This is a genomic window from Microcoleus sp. N3A4 (assembly GCF_036701805.1).
Classification (GTDB): domain Bacteria; phylum Cyanobacteriota; class Cyanobacteriia; order Cyanobacteriales; family Microcoleaceae; genus Microcoleus.
Map to the genome: position 1 here is coordinate 41,017 of NZ_JAUBRJ010000036.1, position 24,451 is coordinate 65,467.

18 protein-coding genes are annotated in these 24,451 nt (G+C 46.1%); 8 read left to right on the top strand and 10 right to left on the bottom strand.

Annotation, left to right across the window (positions count from 1 at the left end; genetic code table 11):
- Positions 1–13: 13 nt before the first annotated feature.
- From QUA56_RS20620 to QUA56_RS20630, 3 genes are all read right to left on the bottom strand, one after another.
- The gene (locus QUA56_RS20620; RefSeq protein WP_333360957.1) at positions 14–2,698 is read right to left on the bottom strand and encodes a CHASE4 domain-containing protein; all 2,685 of its coding nucleotides are present in this window, start codon (positions 2,696–2,698) and stop codon (positions 14–16) included.
- Positions 2,699–3,026: 328 nt separating this feature from the next.
- Positions 3,027–3,533, bottom strand: coding sequence for a hypothetical protein (locus tag QUA56_RS20625; protein WP_333361008.1), 507 nt, complete (start codon positions 3,531–3,533; stop codon positions 3,027–3,029).
- Positions 3,534–3,939: 406 nt separating this feature from the next.
- Complete coding sequence (locus QUA56_RS20630) at positions 3,940–4,944, bottom strand: RNA polymerase sigma factor, RpoD/SigA family (protein ID WP_333360960.1); 1,005 nt, start codon at positions 4,942–4,944, stop codon at positions 3,940–3,942.
- A gap of 887 nt (positions 4,945–5,831) precedes the next feature.
- On the opposite strand from QUA56_RS20630, the gene QUA56_RS20635 reads away from it, so the two are divergent.
- Together QUA56_RS20635 and QUA56_RS20640 are read left to right on the top strand one after the other, a co-directional pair.
- Positions 5,832–6,518, top strand: a complete 687-nt coding sequence (locus tag QUA56_RS20635) for a hypothetical protein (RefSeq protein ID WP_333360961.1) — start codon at positions 5,832–5,834, stop codon at positions 6,516–6,518.
- 7 nt (positions 6,519–6,525) lie between these two features.
- Positions 6,526–7,206, top strand: coding sequence for an OmpA family protein (locus QUA56_RS20640; RefSeq protein ID WP_333360964.1), 681 nt, complete (start codon positions 6,526–6,528; stop codon positions 7,204–7,206).
- A 76-nt stretch (positions 7,207–7,282) separates the two neighbouring features.
- Here QUA56_RS20640 and QUA56_RS20645 read toward each other — a convergent pair whose 3' ends face one another.
- The 3 genes from QUA56_RS20645 to ribBA form a co-directional block, all read right to left on the bottom strand.
- Positions 7,283–9,022 (bottom strand): ATP-binding protein, encoded by a 1,740-nt coding sequence (locus tag QUA56_RS20645; RefSeq protein WP_333360966.1) that lies wholly within the window; start codon positions 9,020–9,022, stop codon positions 7,283–7,285.
- 292 nt (positions 9,023–9,314) lie between these two features.
- Complete coding sequence (locus QUA56_RS20650; RefSeq protein ID WP_333360967.1) at positions 9,315–10,754, bottom strand: pentapeptide repeat-containing protein; 1,440 nt, start codon at positions 10,752–10,754, stop codon at positions 9,315–9,317.
- A gap of 49 nt (positions 10,755–10,803) precedes the next feature.
- Positions 10,804–12,543 (bottom strand): bifunctional 3,4-dihydroxy-2-butanone-4-phosphate synthase/GTP cyclohydrolase II, encoded by a 1,740-nt coding sequence (ribBA, locus tag QUA56_RS20655; RefSeq protein WP_333360969.1) that lies wholly within the window; start codon positions 12,541–12,543, stop codon positions 10,804–10,806.
- A 176-nt stretch (positions 12,544–12,719) separates the two neighbouring features.
- Here ribBA and QUA56_RS20660 point away from each other — a divergent pair, with 176 nt between their 5' ends.
- Positions 12,720–13,139: a DNA methyltransferase gene (locus QUA56_RS20660; protein WP_333360971.1), complete on the top strand. Its 420-nt coding sequence runs from the start codon at positions 12,720–12,722 to the stop codon at positions 13,137–13,139.
- A gap of 367 nt (positions 13,140–13,506) precedes the next feature.
- Positions 13,507–14,391, top strand: coding sequence for an aspartoacylase (locus QUA56_RS20665; RefSeq protein WP_333360973.1), 885 nt, complete (start codon positions 13,507–13,509; stop codon positions 14,389–14,391).
- Positions 14,392–14,966: 575 nt separating this feature from the next.
- Here QUA56_RS20665 and QUA56_RS20670 read toward each other — a convergent pair.
- The gene (locus QUA56_RS20670; RefSeq protein WP_333360975.1) at positions 14,967–15,668 is read right to left on the bottom strand and encodes a phosphatase PAP2 family protein; all 702 of its coding nucleotides are present in this window, start codon (positions 15,666–15,668) and stop codon (positions 14,967–14,969) included.
- A 93-nt stretch (positions 15,669–15,761) separates the two neighbouring features.
- Entirely contained in the window at positions 15,762–17,012 is a 1,251-nt protein-coding gene (locus tag QUA56_RS20675) for a transposase (protein WP_333360977.1), read from the bottom strand.
- Between the two features lie 61 nt (positions 17,013–17,073).
- On the opposite strand from QUA56_RS20675, the gene tnpA reads away from it, so the two are divergent.
- The 3 genes from tnpA (at position 17,074) to QUA56_RS20690 (ending at position 19,477) form a co-directional block, all read left to right on the top strand.
- Positions 17,074–17,487, top strand: a complete 414-nt coding sequence (gene tnpA, locus QUA56_RS20680) for an IS200/IS605 family transposase (protein ID WP_333360979.1) — start codon at positions 17,074–17,076, stop codon at positions 17,485–17,487.
- Positions 17,488–17,674: 187 nt separating this feature from the next.
- On the top strand, positions 17,675–18,754 hold the full coding sequence (locus QUA56_RS20685) for a M23 family metallopeptidase (RefSeq protein ID WP_333360981.1): 1,080 nt from the start codon (positions 17,675–17,677) through the stop codon (positions 18,752–18,754).
- A gap of 111 nt (positions 18,755–18,865) precedes the next feature.
- A complete protein-coding gene (locus QUA56_RS20690) occupies positions 18,866–19,477 on the top strand; it encodes a hypothetical protein (RefSeq protein ID WP_333360983.1) in 612 nt (203 codons plus the stop codon).
- A gap of 160 nt (positions 19,478–19,637) precedes the next feature.
- On the opposite strand, the gene QUA56_RS20695 is transcribed toward QUA56_RS20690, so the two are convergent.
- Positions 19,638–19,871: a hypothetical protein gene (locus tag QUA56_RS20695; protein ID WP_333360984.1), complete on the bottom strand. Its 234-nt coding sequence runs from the start codon at positions 19,869–19,871 to the stop codon at positions 19,638–19,640.
- Positions 19,872–20,059: 188 nt separating this feature from the next.
- On the opposite strand from QUA56_RS20695, the gene QUA56_RS20700 reads away from it, so the two are divergent.
- The gene (locus QUA56_RS20700; RefSeq protein WP_333360986.1) at positions 20,060–22,222 is read left to right on the top strand and encodes a flavin-dependent dehydrogenase; all 2,163 of its coding nucleotides are present in this window, start codon (positions 20,060–20,062) and stop codon (positions 22,220–22,222) included.
- A gap of 773 nt (positions 22,223–22,995) precedes the next feature.
- Here QUA56_RS20700 and QUA56_RS20705 read toward each other — a convergent pair.
- Entirely contained in the window at positions 22,996–24,333 is a 1,338-nt protein-coding gene (locus tag QUA56_RS20705; protein WP_333360988.1) for a hypothetical protein, read from the bottom strand.
- Between the last annotated feature and the right edge of the window lie 118 nt (positions 24,334–24,451).

Here is a 24,451-nt window from a genome sequence, read left to right on the forward strand (position 1 = left end):
AATCGATTCATAACTAGGCCGGCAACTTTACAGTAAAAGTTGACCCGTTGCCAAGCTCACTCTTAACGCTAATTTCTCCCCCTAGCATCTGAGAGTATTTCTGGGCAATTGCTAAACCCAAACCCGTACCTCCATACTTGCGGGTAGTCGAAGCATCAGCTTGCGTAAAAGGTTGAAATAACTTCTGTACCTGTTCCGCATTCATCCCAATTCCAGTATCAGCACAGTTAAAAATTAACCAGTCAGAATCGTAACTATTCTCGTCCTTTGTAATTCTTTTAACGCTGAGTGTAATCGTTCCTTGCTGAGTAAACTTAGCTGCATTGCTGAGCAAATTAAACAAAATCTGAGTCAGTTTCATTCGATCTGAGTGGAAGTCGCCAATCCGATCTGGATACTCAACATTCAGGCGATTGGAGTTTCGCAAAAATAGTGGTTTAACAGTTGTCGCTACCTCTTGAATTACCTCCGACAGGTCAAAAGTTTCTAAGTCAAGCTCCGTCTGGCCGGCTTCAATCTTTGATAAATCTAGAATATCATTTATTAATCCTAATAAATGATTCCCGGCCTTGTGAATTTTTTCTAAATCAATAACAAAATCATCTTGCCCCAAATCCAAAGCATCTTCTTGCAGAATCTCGCTGTAACCGATAATCGCGTTCAGAGGAGTTCGCAGTTCGTGGCTCATGTTAGCCAAAAACTGACTTTTAGCCAAACTCGCTGCTTCTGCTGCTTCCTTTGCCTTGTACAGTTCTGCCTCAGCTTGCAAGCGGTCGGTCACGTCGTGAGCCAGCACTAATTCGGCAGTTCTGCTATCAAATAGCAGAGCATAAGAAGTAATTTCTACATCAATAATTGTGCCGTTTTTTGTCTGGTGCTGCCACACATCTGCCAAATCAATACCGACATCTACTTGGGATATATTTTCTAACAATCTCGGCAGCTTTTGGGGGGGACGAATGTCCGCAATGGTCATGTTGAGAAATTCGTCGCGAGTGTAGCCGTAGTGGTGGATAGCAGCTTCATTGACGGCTATAAATTCCAGAGTTTCTAAATCGTAAACCCACATCGGATGGGGGTTATTTTTAAACAAAAGTCTGTAGCGTTCTTCGGAGGCTCGCAGTTCGGCTTCGGCTTGTTTGCGTTCGGTAATGTCGCGGAAAACAGTGCAAATAATCTCGCGGCCACCGTAGGAAATCACGTTGGCGCTTACTTCTACATCCACACAGGAACCGTCTCGTCGCAGGTAGAGAACTTCGCCAATTCTGAATTTTTTGTCCGCCAGCATCAACTCGATATTGCTGTCAACTAGGTCTTTAGAGTAAGCGACGATATCGTAAACAGTCAGTTGCGAAATCGCATCAAGACTGTAATCGAGCAAGTTTCTAAACGCTGTATTGGCTTCCAAAAGGCGTTTGGTTTGAGCGTCCCACAGGAAAATGCACTCTGTAGCTTGCTCGACTACGGCTCGGTAGCGGGCTTTTTCCTCAAGTTGTTCGCTTTCGGCTTGGGCGATCGCCCCCAGCATTCCGTTGATAGTACGGGCAAGGTCTGACAACTCGTCTTCGCCCGTCACGGGCAGCCGTACCGAGAGGTCTTGGCTGCTGCTGATGCAGTTCACTGCTTTCGCCAAACCGCTCAACCGAGATAGTACCAGATGCTCTAGCAGCAGCAGAGTGCAGCCGACCAACCCAACTCCGGCTAACCCTACAGACACCAGCAGGTACAGCAAACTGATCTGACCTTGCCGGTATATTTCTCTGGGGATATCAACCCGCAATAGCAGCGCAGGTCGATCGTAAATATCGCGGATCAGAGTGTAACCCGCGATCGACTCTTCGCTTAAAGGACTCACCAAAATCGGTTTTTTTTCCGACAGTTTCTCCCGCGCTTTCTGAAAGTCTGCAGGCAACCGAGCCTCATTAACGCTGTGTACGATTAGCGGCAAGCGAGTAATTCTAGAAAGCTTCGCAATGCCCGCAGCATCCAAATTGCGCCCGAATACCAGCGTACCTCGGATCGGGCCGGTGCTTTTAGTCGTGAGAATTGGTCGGGAAGTAATCAGTATCGGCCCTGACGGTAGCAGCAGGATACCAGCGAGGCTGCTTTCGGCGTTGGGGTGCTGCAATAGCGGGTCATTTAGAGAAATGTGCTGTTTTAATGCTTCTGGAACAGGCGTTAGTTTCAGCTTTTCGCTGTCTAAACCCGTACCGTAAACTATTTTGCCAGAAGTATTGACAAATACGGCTATATTAACTCTTATATTAGCCAGCCCTTCTGGAATTAAATTGGAGGCAATGAATTCTGAGTTGCGGTTTTGGATAAAAGCGTAGGTGTCGTCCCACGCTGACCAGTCGGCAAAGCGCGAGTTGAAGTCATCTGCGGTTTGTCCGAACACGTTGAGCACTCCCTTGACAACCTGTGTAGCTTCTTGTTCCTCTGCTTTGGCAAGGCTGCCCAAGAGGATTCTTGAGGAGGTGGCATATAGAATGCCAGTCAGTCCCGCGATAGTAATGCCAACGATTGATAGTGTTTTCCGACGCAGTTTCATCTTGCCGTGTGTGTGGTGTCCGTCCGAAATTGTCAACTCAGAAGCAATTTTACTGCTGTTTCCTGCGCCCTGACTGCTGGGGAGTGTTTTAGGGTGCCCCGGAGCCTCACATTTTCTCCAGTATTTCCAATTTCGTGTGGGGGGCATCCTACCGCTGCGTTGTTAAGGAGTATACAGCTAACATCCGCTGACTTCAGGCATGGGGATGAGAACTCGTTTTTCGTTAAACAATACCTCGGCCAAAGGGGAAAATTATCTCAGAAAGTAGGTTGGGTTGAGACCATCGTACCCAACAAATGCGTCTTCGTTTTGCTTCGCTCTACTAAACAAAGCAAGAAAATGGCGAAGGTCTTGGTTAAAGAAACCCGGTTTATGAGAGAGGTTTGACAGCTAAGCATTTAGGAAGCAACCGGGTTTCGAGATCGTTTTTCCTACAGGCAGATTTGTGCTTCGCCACACTTTTAAGCCGATCGAACTACTGCTGCTGGTTTCCCCACACCTGCTGTTTGTGAGCTTCCTTGCAAATACCCAAGATGCGCCGATCGTTGTCGCTGATGCTCGAAATGGGGTAATACTGTTGCAAGTTTACGGAGTAGGGAGAGCGACTGCCGTCGTAACTATCCACTACTGTTAAATTTAACTGAGTTCGATCGCTTGTGCCGTAAAAACAGTAAAAAGCAGACCGAGGCAGGTAAAAAGCGCCGACTACCTTACTCTGCCGCATTTCAAATACAAAATATTCTTTTTTAAGTTCCTCTGGTTTGCTCGACTGACCGTAGAGGTAAATTCCCTCTGCTAAACCTGTGCTAACTGTATCTGGCGCAGGATTTGGGGGAGATTGCGAGCCCAAAACGCCGGATTTGATGTCCGAGTGCTGTGTCCCGCGTGCGGGGAATGCGATGCTGAAGTTACCGGGCGAGAGAGCAAGCGCGATCGCGATCGCTTCTAAACTTCCTGTCAATATCAAATAAGTCAAAACCACTCCAGACCCCAAAATTTAAAATAGTTGCCTCGAAGCACCTCTTGCCTCTTGTACCAGTTTCAAAAAGCTCGTAGAGAAACCGGGTATCTGGCTTCACGCTGGTTATTAACTTGAAGGAACGATCGCCCGCCCGGTTCCTGAACTTAAATATAAGATTAGTCTTGACAAATTTTGCGATCTGCCGAAAGCGCGATCGACCCCTCAAATAATACCATTTTAGATTTTAGATTTTAGATTTTAGATTTTAGAATTGAAGAAGTTGGCGTGAGCTATTCCATAAGGGTTTGGAGTACGGCCCTACAGTTGCATTCTTTTTTTTTACGGCTATAAAACTCTCCTTCCCAGCGCCGTGCCAACACGAAAAAAAAAGTTGAGATTGTGGGAAAAATCTCAACTTTTTTAGTGACTAACTGGCCAAGTATTCTCGGACTTGAGATTGGCGCCGCCGCAGGTGGGCGAGGGCTTGATGTTCTAGCTGCCGCACCCGTTCCCGGCTGAGATTGAGCCGTTCTCCGACTTTTGCCAGCGACATTTCAGTGCCGTCTTCCAAACCGAAGCGCAGAATTATCACATCTCGCTGCTGGGGGGTAAGTTCTGATATCAAAGTATCGAGGTCTTGCCGCAGCAATTCCGAGGTAATGTAGTTGTCTGGAGATGCAGTTTCGTCTTCTAAGAGTTCTTGCAGTTCGGTATCTTGATTATCTCCTACCCGCAAGTCCAAAGAAACTGGATGTCTGGCCATCAGCAGGTATTCCCGAATTTGGGAAGGTTGCAGTTCCAAGGCGGCGGCAATTTCCGCTGGGGAGGGAGAGCGACCCAACTGCTGCGTGAGTTCCCGCTGCACTTTTTTGATTTTATTGAGTTTTTCGGTGATGTGAATTGGCAATCGAATGGTGCGGGCGTGTTGGGCGATCGCGCGGGTAATTGCTTGGCGAATCCACCAGTAGGCATAGGTAGAAAATTTGTATCCCCGCATCGGGTCAAATTTTTCGACTCCTCGTTCTAAACCGAGGGTGCCTTCTTGAATTAAATCCAAGAATTCCATATTGCGTTTCTGGTATTTTTTGGCGATCGCCACTACTAGCCGCAAATTCGCTTCAATCATCTTTTGCTTGGCGCGCCGGCCTAACTGCAATATCCGGTTCAGTTCAGCTTCGGTCAACTCCATTTCGGCAGCCCACTCTTGATTCGTTAGATCCCGCTGCGATTCTTTAGCAAGTGCTTGTTTTGCTTCGATTAATTTCATCATTTGCTGCACTTGCTTTCCGAAAACAATTTCTTCTTCTCGGGTGAGCAGCGGCACGCGACCGATCTCGTGCAGATAGGTACGAACCGTATCCGTTGAGGAGTATGGCCGGGTGCCCATGCGATCGGCTTTCACTGTTTTGTTTTTGGGGGTTGTGGTGGACATGGGTGAGTATTGCACTCCTTGTAACAACAGATAAAAAGTTGGTGATACCCTGTCCCACTTTTCCAAGTGGGATAAATACTGCCACAGAAGGGATGTTCCCCCTCCTGTTTATCGGTGACGATCGGTAGAAGCTTGTTGTATGGGATTACTTTTGTGCTTGATTTTCCAGTAATTCCCGTCGATTTTCGGTAGCTCGCTAGCTTTAACGGCTAGTTCAAGGCTCAGTGAAGCAATAGTTTACTTTTCTCAATATTATTACCATTTTTGAGGATCGTAAAGGGTAAAAACCTCTGTCTTAAGGTCAAGATTCTACATTTTTCCTTAAGGTTTTAAATTCCCTGCTAGTTTTAACTCCTACTCAACTTCACAATACTCATGCAAACAGACTCATGCAAACAGACTCATGCAATTCGAGGGCTTTGTTTTGCTCTCTGTTCCATCATCGCTTGAAATTTTCTCGCTGCCTAGATGCTGCGATGCGAGATAACCGAACTCCATCGCCGTATTAGCTACGGCTTAGGCTTTAAAATATATATTGACATTTTTCTTAGAATATGCTACTACAACTCGGCTGTGAGAAAGTAAAGGTGTATAAAGGCTGGCTGTTGGGCTGTTTAAGTTGAATTGTGCCGCGATGCTCAACCAGATTTAAGCTTATGCAGATTTTGTGAAGTTAGGGATGAGGGGTGAGGGGGGGGAAAGGGGAAAAGCTTTTGACTGAAAGCTGGGGGCTAATTTTTTTGACGTTCGATCGTAATTTCTAATTAAAGAGATTTTAAGGGCGATCGCACTTTGTAGCTCATCTAATTCTCAAGGCTAGATTAAACCCGCAACAAAAACGACTACTCTATATTAAAATTAGCACAAAAGCTCGATCGGGTGCTGCAATGAAAGCTAAAAATTTCCCACAACTAGCATTACTATCGCTGGTGTGTGTCGCCTGTGTGCAAAACCCATTGGCACAAGCACCCGCCGCGTCGCCCCCACCCAATAGCCCAACTCCTACGCCAATTCAAACTCCATCCATTTCACCTCCCGTTCAAACACCAATAGCACAAGAACCCGCCGCATCGCCCGCACCCAATACTCCAACTCCTACGCCAATTCAAACTCAATCTCCAAAACCAAGTCCGACTCAAACGAGTTTAGAGGTTGCCCAGAAAACTACAAACTCTCTGCCACCTACGCAAACTTACGACCTCCGGGTTATAACTAACCAACTATGGGGACGGCTGACAAAAATTACCTTTGGTGAAAATAGCATTATAGTGACTATGGCGATTACAAATGGTCGTCAGGAAGTTGTCAGGCTTAACGTTAAAGATGGTATATATCTCGAAGACAACACATCCTATAACGTCCGATATAATTTATTACCTCCCTCTAATAATACCGAAATTATGATTAAACCAGGCACTACGCTCAAAGGGCAGTTTGTATTCGTAGGTTGGTTAGCACCCGGAGCTACTCACCTGTCGCTAAAGTCAAGTTTCCCTTGCTCTTCTGAGGGAAAAAATGGAAAAGAAATTCAACAATGTTCAGGTATCAGCTTCAATATTCCAATTAACAGGTGATTGAGAAATGACCAAGCTCATTAGACTGATTAATACTACGATAATCTCATCATTGCTTTTCGCGACCTCATCCTCTCAGTTGGCTGCCAGTAAATCCGCAAAAGTCGATACTGTTGAATCAGAATCAACAGCAGTTACAACCTTAGAAGTAATACCAATTACTCCTACTACAGTAAAAGTTGAAATTATTGCTCAGACTACAGTAAAAATTGAGAATATCACCGCTAATCAGACTGCCACAGAGGAGCAGCTACCAACTCAAATAACAACCGAGACTGTGAAAAAGATTGAAACAGAGTTGAACGCCGAAAAAGTACCAGAAGGCATCAGAATTAATGTGCCAGAAACTATTTTATTTGATTTTGACAAATATAACGTCCGCGCCCAAGCTAAACCCACTCTCACCAAGATAAATCTGCTGCTGAGACATTATAAAAACGCCCAAATATTCATCAACGGACACACCGACAACCACGGGGAAGATTCCTATAATCTCGAACTTTCCCAGAAGCGAGCCGCAGCGGTAAAATATTATTTTATCAACGTTTTCAAGGTGCAGAATACCCGAATGCAAACCAAAGGGTACGGCAAAACTAAACCGATTTCTCCTAATAATAATTTAGACGGCTCAGACAACCCGGTGGGGAGGGAGAAAAACCGCCGCGTTGAATTAATTATTAAAACATAGGAATTAGATTTTTTTACCGCAGATGCACGCAGATTAACGCTGATAAAGAGGGAGTTTATAATGGTTTAATCTGTTGTTAAAATCCTAAATCCATTTTGGCAGCTTCAGCTTCTGCAAATACTTGTTCATCGGGCATTTCTTGCCAGTCAATATCCCCAATTTCTCTGTAGAATTGCTCGTCGTAAGGACGAGTTTGCACGACTACGGGCATGGGTACGGCGTGCCCCAAAACTAATGCTTGCTGTTTGGAGTCGAGTTTTGCCAAAACCGATCGCAAACTCTGCCCTCCAGAAACGCCGGTAAAAATAGCATCGATGTCTTTATCGTCGTTTAGCAAAGCTGTGATGCGCGTTCCGACTTGCGACATGACTTCGGCGTCGATTCCTGACGGGCGCTGGTCTACAATCAGCAGGGTTACAAAGTATTTTCGCATTTCTCGGGCAATTGTACCGAAAATAGTCGATCGGACGATCGCCGGATCGAGAAAGCGGTGGGCTTCCTCAATGGTAATCACCAACGGCTGCGGGCGATCGCACGGATTTTTACTCTGCAAAAACTTCTCAGCTTTCCGCACGTAAGATCCGTGAATGCGGCGAGTAATCACGTTTGCTGCTAACATATATGACAGCAAATCCGAGTGCGAACCAAACTCAATTACTACATTCTTCCCCGCATCCAAACACTGCACAACTTCAGTTACATAATTTTTCGGACAGCGTTTGCGAATGTATTTCAAATCGTTTAATCGCTCTAATTTCCGCTGCAAAGCCATAATTGAAGATTTATTTCCCCGCTTTTCTTCGCAAAACATTTGGATATCTTCGTTGGTCATTTCCAGCAACTTGTTGATCCAACCACTGCCCAACTCATTTCGCAAAATAATCGCATTTTCGATACTAGCTTCCGACAAATTTAACTCGCGCTGCACCAGCGCGATGTCTTCCACTTCAATTTGATCGAAACTCAAAAACAACTCTTGAGCGTCGCGGACTCCCCGGCGTTTGGTCGATTCTGGATCGAGGGTATAAATCTGAATTTTATCGGGAAACAACTGCCGCAAACCTTTAACAGTGCTGAACTGTTTCCCTTCCGAAACTGCTTCCCACCCGTACTCCGAGTGCATATCAAAAATTAGATTAACCGCAGCTTGCTTGCGAATAATTCCCGACAGCAACAAGCGCGTCAGAAAAGATTTTCCCGTTCCCGACTTGCCAAAAACTCCGTTGCTGCGTTCCACAAACCGGTCTAAATCCAAGCACACAGCAACGTCCATGTCAATCGGTTTGCCGATCGCAAAATTGCGGCGGTACGGGTCATCTTCCCAGCCAAAAACTGCCCGAAAATCGGTTTCTTTGGCATCAAACACCTGGGAAAAGTGGCTGGGAATAGTTTTGACCGGCAGCAACTCAATATCCGCACCCGTTTGTGACTCAAAAGAAGCCAAATTTCCTAACGCCAGCTTATTCTCGCGAACTCCGCCGTTTTTCGTCGGGTCAAAAATTGCCTGCTGTTTTTCTCGTTCTGCAGTCAGCATCAACATCGGCGAAAGTTCGATCGTACCGTAGGTGCTGCTACCGGCTAGCACTGCTAGAAGAAAATCGTCGTTGGGATTGGGAGGATTCGATAAAATGCGGGCGCTGGATGTTCCGAGAGACACGTCGGTGAGCATACAGAAAAAGTGCGATCGCACCCCCCGCACTACTAGAAATTTCCCCACCCTCATATCTTCCACCGAAACATCGGCGTGCAGTCGCACTTCTAATCCCTTGCTCAGGGAACCTTGAATAACAGAGCCTAACGGTTTGTCAGTAGTCATTAGTCAGTTGTCAGTTGTTAGTGGTTATTTGTTAGTGGTTATTTGTTAGTTGTTGGTTGTTATATTATGTCCGGTGGCATCGGAATAATATATTTAGATTATCTCAGTGCGAGCGTCCCCGCTCGCGGAGTGAATCGCGAGCGGGGACGCTCGCACTATATAATTCCGATGCCACCGGATTTGATATTATTTGTTATTTGTTATTGCACAGCTCTTCGCAACTGCCAACTGCCAACTAACAACTGCCAACTGGCAACTAGCAACTGCCAACTGCCAACTGCCAACTGACTAATTACCATTCCGATTCTAGTGGCAATTCAAAGAAACTCGGACTCAGCTCTACATCGGTCAAATCCGTTTCGCTCAAATAAGCGTCGGTCAAAGATACCCCCTTCAAATTTGCGCCTTTGAGGTTAGCACCTTTAAGATTAGCACCTCTAAGATTAACTCGGAATAAATGAGCGTCGCTCAAATCTACCTCAGTTAAATCTGCTCCCTCCAAATTTACTCTCATCAAATCTGCTTTTCTGAGGTCTGCTTCGGTTAACTTCGCGCCGCTGAGGTCAGCTTTTGTCAAGTCTACACCTCTCAAGTCTGCACCGCTCAAGTTAGCGAACAGCAAAGTAGCTCCGGTGAAATCTGTCTCCCTCAAATCGGCATCGCTTAAATTAGCCCCGCTGAGGTCGGCCCTTGTTAAGTCTACACCCCGGAGGTCAGCAGAACTCAAGTTTACTTGGTGCAAAATTGCGCCGCTTAAATCGGCTCCTCTTAAATCAGTTCCCTCCAAGTTTGCACCTTTGAGGTAAGCTTTTTTTAAGCTGGCTCTGCTGAGGTCTACATTTTTGAGATTGACCGAACTTAAGTTAGAACCGCTCAAATTAGCTCCGCTTAAATCCGATCCGTTTAAGTCGGCTCCGGTTAAGTTTACCCCTTGCAGCGATACATTGGGAGCAATTAAATAAGCTCCGCCCAGACCGGGGTCAATGCCTTCTGAAAACAATGTTTTGTTGCTGTAAACAGCTTTTTCTAAAATGGTGCCGCTCAAAGTGGCTTCCCTCAAGTCCGCTCCGCTGAGGTTGGCTCCGGCTAAGTTTGCCCGATCGAGTTTTGCGCCAAATAAAATAGCTTTGTATAAGTTTGTCCGCCGCAAATCGGCTCCTTTTAAATCGGCTTCGGTCAAATCTACCATAGCCAGATTTAAGCCCGGGAGCGAAGCATTGGGAGCCAGCAAAAATGCTCCCATTGCACCCGGGTCAATATCCTCGGGAAAAATAGTCCGGTTGTTGTAGACGGCTTTGTCTAAAATGGCGCCATTCAACTGAGAACCCCGCAAATCGGCTCCGCTGAGGTTGGCTCTGGTTAAGTTGGCTTCCTGGAGATTTGCTCCAACTAAATTAGCCTTGATCAAACTTGCTTGTTTGAGGTTGGCTTGACTGAGTTCTGCTCCTACGAGAGTAGCTTCTCGGAGGACAGCACCGGTCAAATCTGCTCCGGTGAGGTTGGCTAAATTAAGAAATGATTCAGCTAAATCCGCCCCTCTGAGATTGGCGCCGGTGAGGTCGGCTTCTATCAGGTCTGCATACTTGAGAATAGCGTCGCTGAGGTTGGTTTCTCGGAGGTCGGTGCCTCTGAGGTTGGCTCCCCTGAGTTCCGCACCGCCGAGGTTGGTGCCTTTAAGCGCTTGTCCCCTGAGATCGAGTCGGTGCAGAAAGTCACCAACGTTCATTTCCATGTCAAATTCGCTCTCTTTAATGCTGAACCTAGCTTGACATTCCGAGGGCTTAATCGGGAATATGGCAAAAACTGTAGATTTTTTGAGGTTCGAGCCGATCGCAAATTCCGACTAATTCCGACAAAAGAAATGTCTCGCGATCGAGCTGGACTTGCAGAGTTTTGAGCGGATCGGCACCGGAGGAAACCATGAATTCTAATTTTTGCAAATCCGACCAGGTGGCGATTTCGCCGAGAATTTGACCGATCGCCTTGACGTAAGGATGGTTTGGCTCTTTGTACCAGTCGGGGGCTGCGAGTCCGGCTTGGTCGAAGCCGAGATGAACGATGAGAGAGCTTTCTCCGAAAAGGGCTATTCCCACCGGCCGCGCTTCTTCTTGCAGCAGTAAATCGCGACTTGCTACCAACTGCCGCAGTTTTTCGAGGTGTTCGTACCGATTTTGAATGGCAGAATCTTCCTCTTTTCCTTCTTCCCTCTTCCCTCTTCCTTCTTCCTTCTTCCTTCTTCCTTCTTCCTTCGCTTCGCCCCACTGAATCGCCACTGTGATTAAATAAGTTTGCAGCAGCATATGACCGAGTTTTTCGGCTTTTGTTGCCAGATAGAGCGAGTTATAATCTGTGGCTTCAATTAGTAAGGGGACGCGATCGGCTACTTCAATTCCGTAACCTTTCAAACCGGCAATTTTGCGCGGGTTGTTGGTAATCAACCGAATTTTTTGAACTCCCAAATCGTTGAGCATTTGCGCTCCGACGCCGTAGTTGCGTAAATCGGCGGGAAATCCCAAACGCTCGTTTGCTTCTACAGTATCGTATCCGATATCTTGCAGCGAGTAAGCTTTTAGTTTATTTACCAATCCAATTCCCCGACCTTCTTGGCGCAAGTAAACTATGATGCCGGCACCGGCATTTTCAATCATTTTCAGTGCGGCTTGCAGTTGCATCCGACAGTCGCAGCGCAGGGAACCCAAAGCATCCCCGGTCAGGCATTCGGAATGCACCCGCACCATCACGGGTTTGTCTTTAAATTCTGCCGGGTCGCCCTTGACAACGGCGACGTGTTCTGAGTTGTCTTGAGTGTCGCGGTAGGCGTAAATCATAAACTCGCCGAATTGAGTTGGCAATTTGGCCACTGTTTCGCGGCGGACAAATCGATCGTGCTTGAGTCGGTAGCTAATTAAGTCGGCAATACTGATGATTTTGAGGTTGTGGGTTTTGGCGTACTCGATCAATTCCGGCAACCTCGCCATCGAACCGTCGGGGTTTTGAATTTCGCAGATGACGCCGCTGGGATACAGGCCCGCGAGTCTGGCGAGGTCAACCGAGGCCTCGGTGTGACCGGCGCGTTTGAGGACGCCACCGTCGATCGCCCGCAGGGGGAAAATGTGACCGGGACGGCGCAAGTCTTGAGGTTTGGTGTCCGGGTGGATGGCTACTTGGATGGTGCGGGCTCTGTCTTCGGCAGAGATGCCGGTACTGACGCCGTTGACTGCATCGATGCTGACGGTGAAGGCAGTTTGATTGTTGTCGGTATTTTTGCTGACCATCAGGGGCAATTCCAGCCGATCGAGTCTTTCGCCACTCAAGGCCAGACAAATCAAACCCCGCGCGTTCACGGCCATAAAATTGATGTTGTCGGGGGTGGCGAATTGGGCGGCACAAATCACGTCGCCTTCGTTTTCGCGGTTTTCATCATCGACTACTACCAGGAGGCGACCTGCTTTGAGGTCTACGAGGGCGCTGTCAATTGAGTCAAATTGAAAGGATTGAGTTGAGGTGTTGTTATTGGGCACTGAGAAGTTCAAGCTATAAACAGTAATGTTATGGAAATAGAATCTATGTTTGATTGTAACCTTTTGTTTCCGGCAGGGGGATTCCCCGATCGAGATGAGTTTGACAAGATTTCTGAACTCACTTACTATAAATTTTACACTTTGTCAACAAAATATCTCCCCAGTATTTCACGAGCTTGACTGATATCGCGAACATTTTAGGTAAACCGTACTTTGAAGCTGCTAATTGCCTCATTTACAATATGGATTGTTTGGAGGCAATGAGGCGGCTGCCGGATCGATTTGTAGATTTAACCGTTACCAGCCCGCCTTACAATATTGGCAAAGAGTACGAAAAATCCTTGGTGTTAGATGAGTATTTGAGCTGGTGCGATCGGTGGATAGCGGAGGTTTACCGGGTAACGCTCGATCGAGGGGCGTTTTGGCTGAATTTAGGTTATTTGTCAGTGCGCGATCGGGCAAAAGCAATTCCAATTTCCTATCTGCTTTGGGACAAAGTGCCTTTTTTTCTGACAATTAATATGGCGATGGTTACATCTCTCATCGAGTGCGATGGCGCCAAAGCCCTCGCCCGTGCTACGATTATTTTGGAGTAGGGAAACGGCATTGCCGTGTCCTCCGTTGCCTACGCATCAACACCTGCATAAACCTGGTTTTTTCCCTTTTCTACGACTGTAATGCTTGTTGTCGCAAAAACCAGGTTTCTAGCCTACGCAAATGAATCATCATCGGTTCGCTCGGAAACAATGATGCGATCGATTTGTTCGCGGTGGCGATCGTAATAGTTTTTTGGTTTAGTGACTAGAAATACCCAGAGACACCGGGTTTCTGAAGTCTGTGTGTGATACCTACTTACTAAAATTTTAGCTAATATAAATATAAAGACATTCTCAGCCTCAATCAGATGTTTTTGACCGAGAGATCGCAAATGGTGGTAGGCTTGGGATAGGAAGTTATTTGTTTATGAATCAAATTAAACGTGTTACCATAGTGGGAGGAACCCACGGAAACGAACTCACAGGAATTTACCTCGTGAAGAAATTCGATCGCGCGCCGGAGTTAATTGGGCGATCGACTTTTGAAACTATGACTCTGCTAGCCAATCCCAAAGCTTGCGAAATCGGGACGCGCTACGTCGATATCGACCTCAACCGCTGCTTTCGACAGCCAGATTTAGAAAATCCCCATCTCTCCAGCTATGAAGCGCAGCGGGCGAAAGAAATCTACGGCATTTTTAGCTCAAAAAACACTCATCTGCCAAACTTAATTATCGATTTGCACAGCACCACATCCAACATGGGGCTAACATTTATTCTCGCCAGCCATCATCCCTTTAACCTGCAATTAGCAGCTCATTTAACCTCTGTGTATCCCCACCTCAAGCTACTCGCTTCGGAAACCAAGAGTCATGATAGTAATTTGCTGCGATCGCTTTCCGAATTAGGCGGTACGCTGGAAGTTGGTGCAGTGCCGCAAGGGGTATTAGATGCGTCTTTATTTCAGCAAACTGAGCAAGTTGTCGGCACGATCTTAGACTGCGTGCAAGCCTACAATCAAGGCACAATGCCTGCTGCAAAGAATCCCCTGACTATTTATCATACCATTGGGGCGATCGACTATCCCAGAAACGAGAACAGAGAAATTCAGGCAATGATTCATCCTCATCTCCAATCCAGAGATTATGAAGCCCTGAATCCCGGCGATCCGATGTTTTTGACCTTTGATGGCGAGTCGGTCTTGTATGAAGGTAAATCGACCGTATATCCAATTTTCATTAACGAGGCGGCTTACTACGAAAAAGGAATTGCCATGTGTTTTACTCAAAAGCAAATTGTTGTTAGTTATTAGTTATTAGTTATTAGTTATTAGTTATATAGCGGTTCTCAGAAAGATGAGGTACGTAGTTGGGCTTTAGCCCAATAAGTCTGGGTGGTTATGTAAGCTGTCAGTCATACCTCATCTTTTTGAGAAAGGCTATATATAGCAATCCTAAATGATTTGCTTGCATTATACGCGAGCTTTCTGGCTCGCACTGCAAGGATTCTGGTCTCGCTCGATTTTGCGACTGATGCGAGGATTGCTATATATAGCAATCCTAAATGATTTGCTTGCATTATACGCGAGCTTTCTGGCTCGCACTGCAAGGATTCTGGTCTCGATCGAGAGAGGCGGCTGATGCGAGGATTGCTATAGCAATCCTCGCATCATTTGTGAAGTTCTTACTCCTTCCCCGCGGGTTCGGGGAGGGTTGGGGTGGGGTAAAAAAATTACGACTCCTGCAAGGATTGCTATATCATGTCCGGTCAATTATCTGCAATCAAGCGACTGGACATGATATTATTGGTTATTTGTTACTCGTTTGAGGCTGCTAATAACCAATAAGCAATAACATCAGTCAAAAGTCAACATCCATCAGCTAAAAACTATTTTTGAGGATTTTCAGGTGACAAAAACTCCTCTTTAGAAGCCGCAGTCAAAGAACGCAATTCCTTCCATACTTCCAAACTGAGAATACAGGTAATCAGCCACACCAAACCCGCCGTATAACCGGCAATAATATCTGTCGGCCAGTGAACTCCTAGGTAAAGCCGGCTCAAACCAATAGCAGCAATTAATACAACTGTCAAGCTGTAAATCAACCAGCGCTGCTTGGGATAGCGGGAACCCAAGAAATATCCTAGCAAACCGTAAATAACCATTGAAATCATTGCGTGTCCGCTAGGAAAGCTGTAAAATTTTACATTAACAACGCGCTCCCAAAGTTGAGGTCGAGCGCGGGCAAAAAGTTTTTTTAACAGTAAATTTAAACCGATCGCCCCCCCACCCGCGAGCGCAATAGTTGCGGCTTCCGATCGGTGATTGCGCGCTAGCAAAATAATACCCAAGCTCAGACAAATCACTAGCAGCAAGTTCGGCTCGCCCAAAAAGGTAAAGCCCAGCATTACTTGATCGCCCAGCGGAGTGTGCAATTTCCTCAGAGCTAGTAAAATAGAGGTATCGAAAGCGTAACTTTCTTTTTCCAACACCTCTTCGGCAATAGTGGCAAATCCCCACATCGCCAAAGCCGCAACAGCAAGCCCGCTAAGCCGAATTATCGAAATGAGCGATCGAATTTTAGAGCGCATTTTTTAAACAATTAAAATTTTAAAATTTTCAACTAAAAATAATACAACAAATTTGACACTCCCTGTGCTAAAGCAGCAGGGATTCTAAAGAAACTACCAAAAGGTAATTCTTGAAGGCGCTGTCAATTCACCCCTACCAACTCCGTCAAGGTCAAGCCCTAACATTGTCGCTACTTTTCTCAAAATGTTGGCCGCACCATTGCAGTCAGCATTGATGTACCAGTTTTTCGCACTCGTTCGGTACAATCCGCGTTTTACTCGTCTACCCGTCTCCTTCCACCCATCGGGTTTTTCACCGATTGTAGGTAGAAAATCACGGTCTACGAATGATGCTTTAGAAGTGTAACTTTCTTCAGTCTCGACGAATTTAATGCCGTACTGTTCGCATAGCTGAGCGATTCGGTTTTTTAGTCGTGCTGTAGGGATTTGAACAAATTTTTGATTTGTCTTTTTACCCATGTTGGCAGAATCTTTCTGCCTTTTGTTCCACCCAAAAACGATAACACCGATTCCGTTCTTAATGCAGTGATTGACTGCTAGACGAGCTGCTTTACTCACAGCATCACGCATTTGACGGTTGCTTTTTTCGGTCAATCGCGCTAATTGATGCGACCAAAAACCATTATGCTTGTCCTCCATCAAAGTTGCTACTCGCTTGTTGTACCATTGATTGACCGACTTCAAGTGCTTGCCATCAATAATAAAGCTTGTCCCTGAATTACTAACACAAGTAAGCCAGTTATCGATCGCGGTATCGATACCTAAAGCTTTTCGATTGTCTGTGACAGTTTGGGTACTGGGTATTTTGTAAACAAACTCGGCGTAAAAACAGCCATTTCTGGGGAGAATTCTAATTTCTCGGATATCGGCATAGTCTAAGTTAGTAGGCATGGGGACTTGAAAACTCTTCAATCCAAACCAAGCTTTTACTCTTTGACCGAGAGGAATTGAAATTTGACCGTCAATCAACTTTTTCCCAAGCGCTTGCTTTGGATAAGCTATCAAATGAAATCCGCCAGGAGTTCGGTAATTCGGGAATTTTGGCTCCCATTCAAGTTTGCCTTCCCGAAACAGTTTAATTAATTCTTTAAACGAACTTACTGATTCACCAACAGCACCACAAGTCTGTTGAGCAGCTTGAGCGCATAAAGCCCCGTAATGAGGATTGCGCTTTAATGCGTTGATTATGTCAAACGGACGCAGGCAAGTATGAGTTTTGAAATACATTTGGCGAGCGTAGTAGACCGCACAATTGTGCAGTTTGTTCGATTCTTGACAAATATATTCTAGAACCGCCTTGAGTTCTTTATCAGGCTTGAGTAGTATTTGTTGGCATCCAAACATTTAAGTTTCGTCGCTGTGATATGTTGATTATACACCATCAATCAACGGAGTCAATCACTCTATGGCGAGTTTGTCGAAAAAGGATCTAGAGTATCGGCACGAGAGTAACGCCGTTTCACTGATCAATATGCACTTTGTTTTTATCCCAAAACGCCGCAAAGCCGTTCTGGTTGGCAAAATCGCCCAACGGCTGCAAGAAATTATTTTCGAGGTAGTAACGGAAAACAGATGGAAGATTATTGCTTTGGAAATTATGCCAGATCATGTACATTTATTGGTTAACGTTAAGCCGACTGACTCCGCTAGCTTTGTCATGCAAAGAGTCAAAGGCAGGGCTTCGAGTTACTTGAGGAAAGAGTTCCCTGAATTACTGAAATTGCCTACCTTGTGGACTCCTAGTTATTTTGTCGGTAGTGTTGGCAATGTCTCAACCGAAACTGTGAGAAAATATATTGAAGAACAGAGAAATAAATAATTTGGAACACTCGTAGCCTAAAGGCTACAACTGCGTTTCATCAAGAGCTTGAAAGACCGGGGTTCTCACACGACGCGCTATAGGAAACGAAAACGCCTTACCGATCGTCTACATTCCTGAACAACTATATTCTGAATGATTAATCGACTTTTCACTACCTACCTCAGCTTTTACCTCCAACCTGCGAATGACTATACTATCAAAAAAATACATTTCTGCAATTTTGTTGACCGTGGGGTTGACAAGTCTTTCTAGCTGTGGTAGCCAAACCGGAGTCAATGGGCCGATCGCCGAAGCCAACACGATCGCCCAGCGTTTCGTCTCTTCCGCAGTCGCCCAAAAGCCGAACAACCCGCAATTCGGCCAGCCGATCGGCTGTACCCTAGGCAAAGACTGTTTTGTATTGCTGTATTTCGATCGAGAACCCGGCCCCACCGCCGTAGATTTTGGCTGCGGGCTCCAAACCGAAGACGGCAACGACGGCACATCCTTTGCCATTCCCGACGCCAAAGCAATGGCAAAAGGAGTGCCAGTGATTGCCTCCGCTGCCGGCAAAGTTTTGCGAACGCGAGATGGTGTGGTCGATCGGCGTTTACAAAACGATACAGACCAAGCCAGCATCGCAGGCACAGAATGCGGCAACGGCATGGTAATCGACCACGGCGGTGGTTGGGAATCCCAATACTGCCACCTCCGCCAAGGCAGCGTTGCCGTCAAACCCGGTACGCAGGTAGAAAAAGGCACTGTTTTGGGCATGGTGGGAAACTCTGGGAGGGCATCTTTCCCGCAGGTAAACGTAACTTTTCGCTATCAAGGCAAACCCGTAGATCCCTTTGTCGGCCCCGAGGCGAAGTTAGGCTGCAACATCGCCCGCAATCCAATTTGGGACAAGCCTCTAGACTATATTTCCACAGGTTTAATTCGGGCCGGTTTTGCTAATAAGCCACCCGATATCAACGCTGTCTGGGAAGGACAATTTTCCGAGACTAAACTCCCTGCAAACAGTCCAGCTTTGTTGTTTTGGGTGCAAAGTTACGGAGTGCTCAAGGGCGATCGGGAACAATACAAATTATTGGCACCCAACGGCACAACCATCGCCGATCAGACCAATGAAATTAAAGCCCCCAGCCGTACTTGGTTGGGTTATGTCGGCAAAAGAAACAGTACAAATTCTCCTCTGACTCCCGGAGTTTGGCGGGCAGAATACAGGTTGACGCGGGGCGATCGGGTTTTGGCAGAAGTCAAGCGAGAAGTTGAGTTGCGTTAGCCGCCAAGTTACTCATACCAAATTACTTTGAAAATGAGCATCAAATATGTTAAAATAAAAACAATATTTTTTCATTTTTTATGGTCAAGTTTTCCTTGCATCGCAATAAAAATGTCATACAGCCAATTCACAAACCTAGAAATGATTGAAACCAACTTTGGCATAACCATTGCTGACAAAGTTGGTATTTTTGCAGATTTACCCGAAGCCGAGTATAGCGATCTTCTCAGTCAAACTCTGCAAGAAAACATTTCTTTAGCTTTAGCAATTAATACCGAAAAAGCTCGCTCAGAATTAATTGTTACACCTATTTTAGTAGAACTTAGAAAGCAGTTTCAGTACCAAATTAGCTTTTTTTCAGGAAAAGAGTTTAATGTAGATTTAGAAAAAGGATTGACTGGTTTTTGTGATTTTCTGATTAGTCGTTCTCCCGAACAACTGTTAATTAAAGCTCCGGTTGTCGCTTTAGTAGAAGCTAAAAATGATAATATCCAAGCTGGATTGCCACAATGTATGGCAGAAATGATTGCCGCTCAAATTTTTAATGAAAGAAGAAACAATAATATTTCCGCAATATATGGGGTGGTCACAACCGGGACAAATTGGAAATTTTTACGACTTAGCAATCAAATTATGGAAGTTGATTTAAATGATTATTATATTGATAATATCAGTAAAATTATTGGCATCTTAAAATATTTGATTGATGCAGCTAACCTGTGAAACAGGGAGCCAATTTCTGAAACTTGCTCAATAATTCTTTCACGATCGCAGATTCTCCGGGACAATGTAGCTTTCATCAGCTTGCTGTCGCCTGCTCGATCGCTCCTCCTTCCCGTCGAACCCTCGCGTTGGAGAGGGTGGTTGTCATTTTGACAATTTTTTAGGGCAAATTTTCCCAAGCTTGAGTGACAATATCGCTCAGCCAGAGCCTTTGAGACAAATCGAGGATGTTGTCGTCCGCCAGCACTTCAGCCTTCAAGTCATCCAAAGACTGAGATCGCGATCGAGCTATTTGAATCACACCCGCGATCGCCGACGCCACCAATTCTTCATTCAGCGGCTGCTGTCGCAAAGCAATCATTTCTTGAGGATTCGTAGGAATGGGATAATTCATAGGAGTGCATACCGAAAAGAGTAGATGTTCAGCCGCTGGGGACTAACTGAGAGCGATCGAAAACCTAAAAATCTGAGAACATTGTAAACTTATTTAAAACTAAATAAGTATTCGCGGAGTATAGCCTACTTTACTGCGTTGTCAACTCCCCCATCTTTATTAATTTATTCAGAATTGAGAGCCTCATCATGCAAGAAATTCTTTATCTAGAAGTCCCGACACCGGATACAGCAACCGTCTGCACCTGGTTGCAGCACGAATTCGATCCCGGAATCGGAGAAAAAATTATTACTCCTGACGGCTTTCGCCTGCTTTCACGCGCCGCAGCAACCGAGGTTTTCAAGTCTGGAACTCAAAATACCAATTCAAAACCCGCATTCGCTGACACCAATTCAGAAAACGACAATTCTCGATCGACAGAACTTTCCACCTTTGTCTGGTCAGTGCAGCGCACAACTTATTTAAAAGTCTTTCGTCTAGAAGACGCGCCCGCTGGAGAAAGAAAGTTCCTGGAATCTCTGAATCTTGCTGTGAGAAACAAGTTTCCCGATCGATACCCGGAACCCCCTGTCATAGACCTCTCCAAACAGTCAATTTTTGACGCTCTTGCCCCCTATTACCCCCTGACCGTCAAATACTTCCAAAAAATGCCTGAAGGCGAATACGACCTCAAGCGCGTCTACTGGTGGGAGCAGCGCTGGCGCGAAGGCACTCGCAATCCTCAAACGCCAAAACAAGTAGTGTTTTTGAAGGAAGAGGGAACAGGGAAGAAGGAAGAAGGAAGAGGGAAGAAGGAACAGGGAACAGCGAACAGGGAAGAAGGTACAGTTTCGGTGTCTGATTCTGGCGATACTTTTTACGACTTAATTTATATTGGCGGGGCATTGGGAGTAATTCACGCCGCAGTCATGGCGAGATTGGGCTACCGAGTGCTGCTAGTTGAGCGAATGCCTTTCGGGCGGATGAATCGCGAGTGGAATATTTCGCGGGACGAAATTCAAAGCTTAATTGATTTGGGTTTATTTACTGCTGCAGAAATCGAAACTTTGATTGCCCGAGAATATAAAGATGGCTACAACAAGTTTTTTGATGCTAACAATCCGCCCGTTGCTCAAGCACCTGTTCTGCACACGCCGAAGGTGCTAAATGTAGCTTTGGACGGCGAAAAACTTCTCTATTTGGCTGGAGTTAAGCTAACAGAAGCTGGCGGAGAAATATGGGATGAAACTGAGTTTATTAGAGCTGATGTTGAAGCGGAAAAAGTAGTATTTCAGGGCCGCCACTTGCCGACAAAAGCCGATCGCACTGCATTAGGACGGCTGCTGGTGGATGCAATGGGTTCGGCTTCTCCTATCGCTTGGCAATTGAACGGAGGGCGGGCTTTTGAGAGCGTTTGTCCGACGGTGGGAGCAGTCATAGACGGAGGATTTGAGCCTGGGGTTTGGGATTCTGAGTACGGGGATGTGCTCTACACTCACGGGGACATTTCCCGGGGGCGCCAGCTCATTTGGGAGTTATTTCCCGGCGCCGGCGAAGAACTGACAGTTTATCTATTTCACTACCACCAAGTACATCCAGAGAATCCCGGTTCTTTGCTGGAAATGTACGAGGATTTTTTCGCAATTTTACCGGAATACCGCCGCTGCGATGTCGATAAATTGGTGTGGAAAAAGCCGACTTTTGGTTATATTCCCGGGCATTTTAGCACCAACAGCAGCGATCGGGCCGTGGCGATCGATCGCCTAATCTCGATCGGCGACGCAGCATCCCTGCAATCTCCTCTCGTTTTCACAGGCTTCGGCTCCCTCGTCCGCAATCTTTTCCGCTTAACAGACCTTTTGGATACAGCATTAAAGCACAATTTGTTGACTGCAAATCACTTAAACCCCATTCGCGCCTACCAGAGCAATGTTTCAGTAACTTGGCTGTTTTCTAAAGGCATGATGGTTCCAACTGGTCGTAGTTTGCCGCCCCAAAGAATTAATTCAATTCTCAATACCTTTTTCGGTATTTTGGCAGAACAAAAACTCGCCGTAGCCGAAACTTTTATTAAAGACAGAATTGACTGGCTAACTTTCAATCGACTGGCGATCGAAGCAGCCGGAAAAAACCCTTCTCTCCTGCTGTGGATTTTAGATTTTGTTACCTTGGGGGATATTTGGCGCTGGCTGGGAAGTTACTTGAGTTTTACTCTGCTGGCTTTGGCCAGTTGGCTGTTCGGATGGCTTCCCAGCTTCGCCCGCAGGGTACAGCCTTGGTTGGAACCCCGGTATCCTGGTGTTTGGCTGTGGCTGTTGACTAGCAGTTATGCTCTCACCTACGGCATGGGAAAGGGGAGAAAAGAGTTTTGAGTTACAGCAGATTCCACATTTATGAAGTACACCCGCCTATCGTTAGCTTCCCCTCCTTTCGACACGGCGAAAGCCTAAGTCCCTACACTTCACAAACCAGGAATACGCTGTAAGTTTGTAGTGAGGACTGAAGTCCTCAAATTCCTAAACGGCGCACAGTTTCTGAAATTTCTAGGAACAGTGTTTTTGGTAATTGGTAAATCTGAGCAATTACCAATTACCAATTACCAACTACCAATTACCAATTCCCAACTAGGAATTCCATCAGTCACAGGTTACAATACCAATTCTCGCCTCGTCTTCCAACAACGATCTGTGTGGGTTTGTTTACGCTCACTATTTTGTAATTTTGTAAGGTGCGTCGCTCAAAGATTGTGGATATTATTTAAGATTTACGGGTGGCGACGCACCCTACTACAGATAGTGTTGCATGAGTTTTGAGAATTAGTATAACTAGCAACTTCTGAAATTTCTAGGAACAGTGTTTTTGGTAATTGGTAAATCTGAGCAATTACCAATTACCAATTATATCAATTACCAATTACCAATTCCCAACTAGGAATTCCATCAGTCACAGGTTACAATACCAATTCTCGCCTCGTCTTCCAACAACGATCTGTGTGGGTTTGTTTACGCTCACTATTTTGTAATTTTGTAAGGTGCGTCGCTCAAAGATTGTGGATATTATTTAAGATTTACGGGTGGCGACGCACCCTACTACAGATAGTGTTGCATGAGTTTTGAGAATTAGTATAACTAGCAACTTCAGTTCACTATCGAAAACTAGGCAATTCAATTTCAGCTAGCGATCGGCGTTTTTTAGAAGGCTGCAGCGGACTGGCAATCGAGGCCAGCCAGTCGGGTTGTGCGACTGCTGTAGGTCTGGGTGCACTCGATCGCACTTCTTGAATGCCAAAGGTTTCAACTGAATTCAAAATTTGAAAAGCCCTGGCCAATTCTTGGCTGCCTACTTTGGCAGCAGCAGTTTCGGGTTCAGACTCAGCCACCGGCAGTTCAGGTTCCGCAACCGCAGGGGCCGAGTCAGTTTCCGGCTCATGAGGCTGGTAGGTTTCGCTCTCCTGCAATTGAATGACGGATACTTGGGCTAATTTGTTGAGTTCCATATTGGCTGGGGATTCAGGCTCGATCGCATCTGCAGCAGCCGCTGCCTCTGAATGCTCTTCGGGTTCCGACCAAGGTTGGACAGGGGAAGCGTTGAAAGCTGGCGGCAGTGGAATCTGAGAGCTTTTGACCGCCGCTATCAAAGATTCTAATTGCGCGCTGGCGGTATCCTCCGCATTGTCAGGCGGCTCGATCGTCGGTGGCTTTACGTGCTGCGGCCTCTCCAGACTTCTTTCCAAGGCAGCTTTGAATTGCAGGGTGTGGCGCTGCTGGCGGTGCAAGCGCGATCGAAGTTCCCTGCAAATATTTTCTGTGGCTACTAGCTGGTGCAATTGTTCGTTGTAGCGCTGCACAGTAGACGCACATTCTCGCTCAACAGTCGCTAGCCTGGTTTGGCTGGTTGCCAACTGACTTCTTAAACTCTCGACTAAAATTTCTTGACCTTGGAGGGTTTGATGGGAAACTTCCACTTTGCCAAACAGCCGCGTCAATTGTTCTTGAGTGTTTTCGAGTGCGACAGTCCGCTGTTCTAGCAAACTTTCGCGATCCTGCAAGGTTTTTTGGGACTCTTCGAGAGCTGTTTCTAGCTGGGCGAGACGCTGCAAAAGATCCCGGTTGCATTCGTGCAGCGCTTGCATGAGGGTGACTGGGGTCGATCCTTTGCTCTTAGCCTGTTCGGCATTGCCAAGCAGATTTTTTAGATTCTCTGAAATCGGGGGCGAGCCCGCCTCGGTAGGCTGTGTCTGAGATTGCGAATTGTTTGTTTCAGGTTTTGCAGGAATTGCATCTACGCTGATCGCGTTGGGAAAATCTACTGTTTGCCAGTCTTCTTCTGGCTGTTGGGGAACCATCGCGGGAGTATCTGTCTGATGGGGGGCGATCGGCTCAAAACCCCCAGCATCAGCAAGATTTGACTGGAATGGTTCGGTATCGGATGGAACAGCAGGGTGCGGTTGGTGCTGATTGGCTCGAAGATCAGCTTCTGACATAGCTTTTTATCCCAATAGTCACAGGGTCTCAGATACAGTCTATCCTTATAGATTATCTAGAAGGAAGCCCCTAAGTGATAGTTTTTGTCATTTTTCCTGTTTTTTGGGACAATAGCCT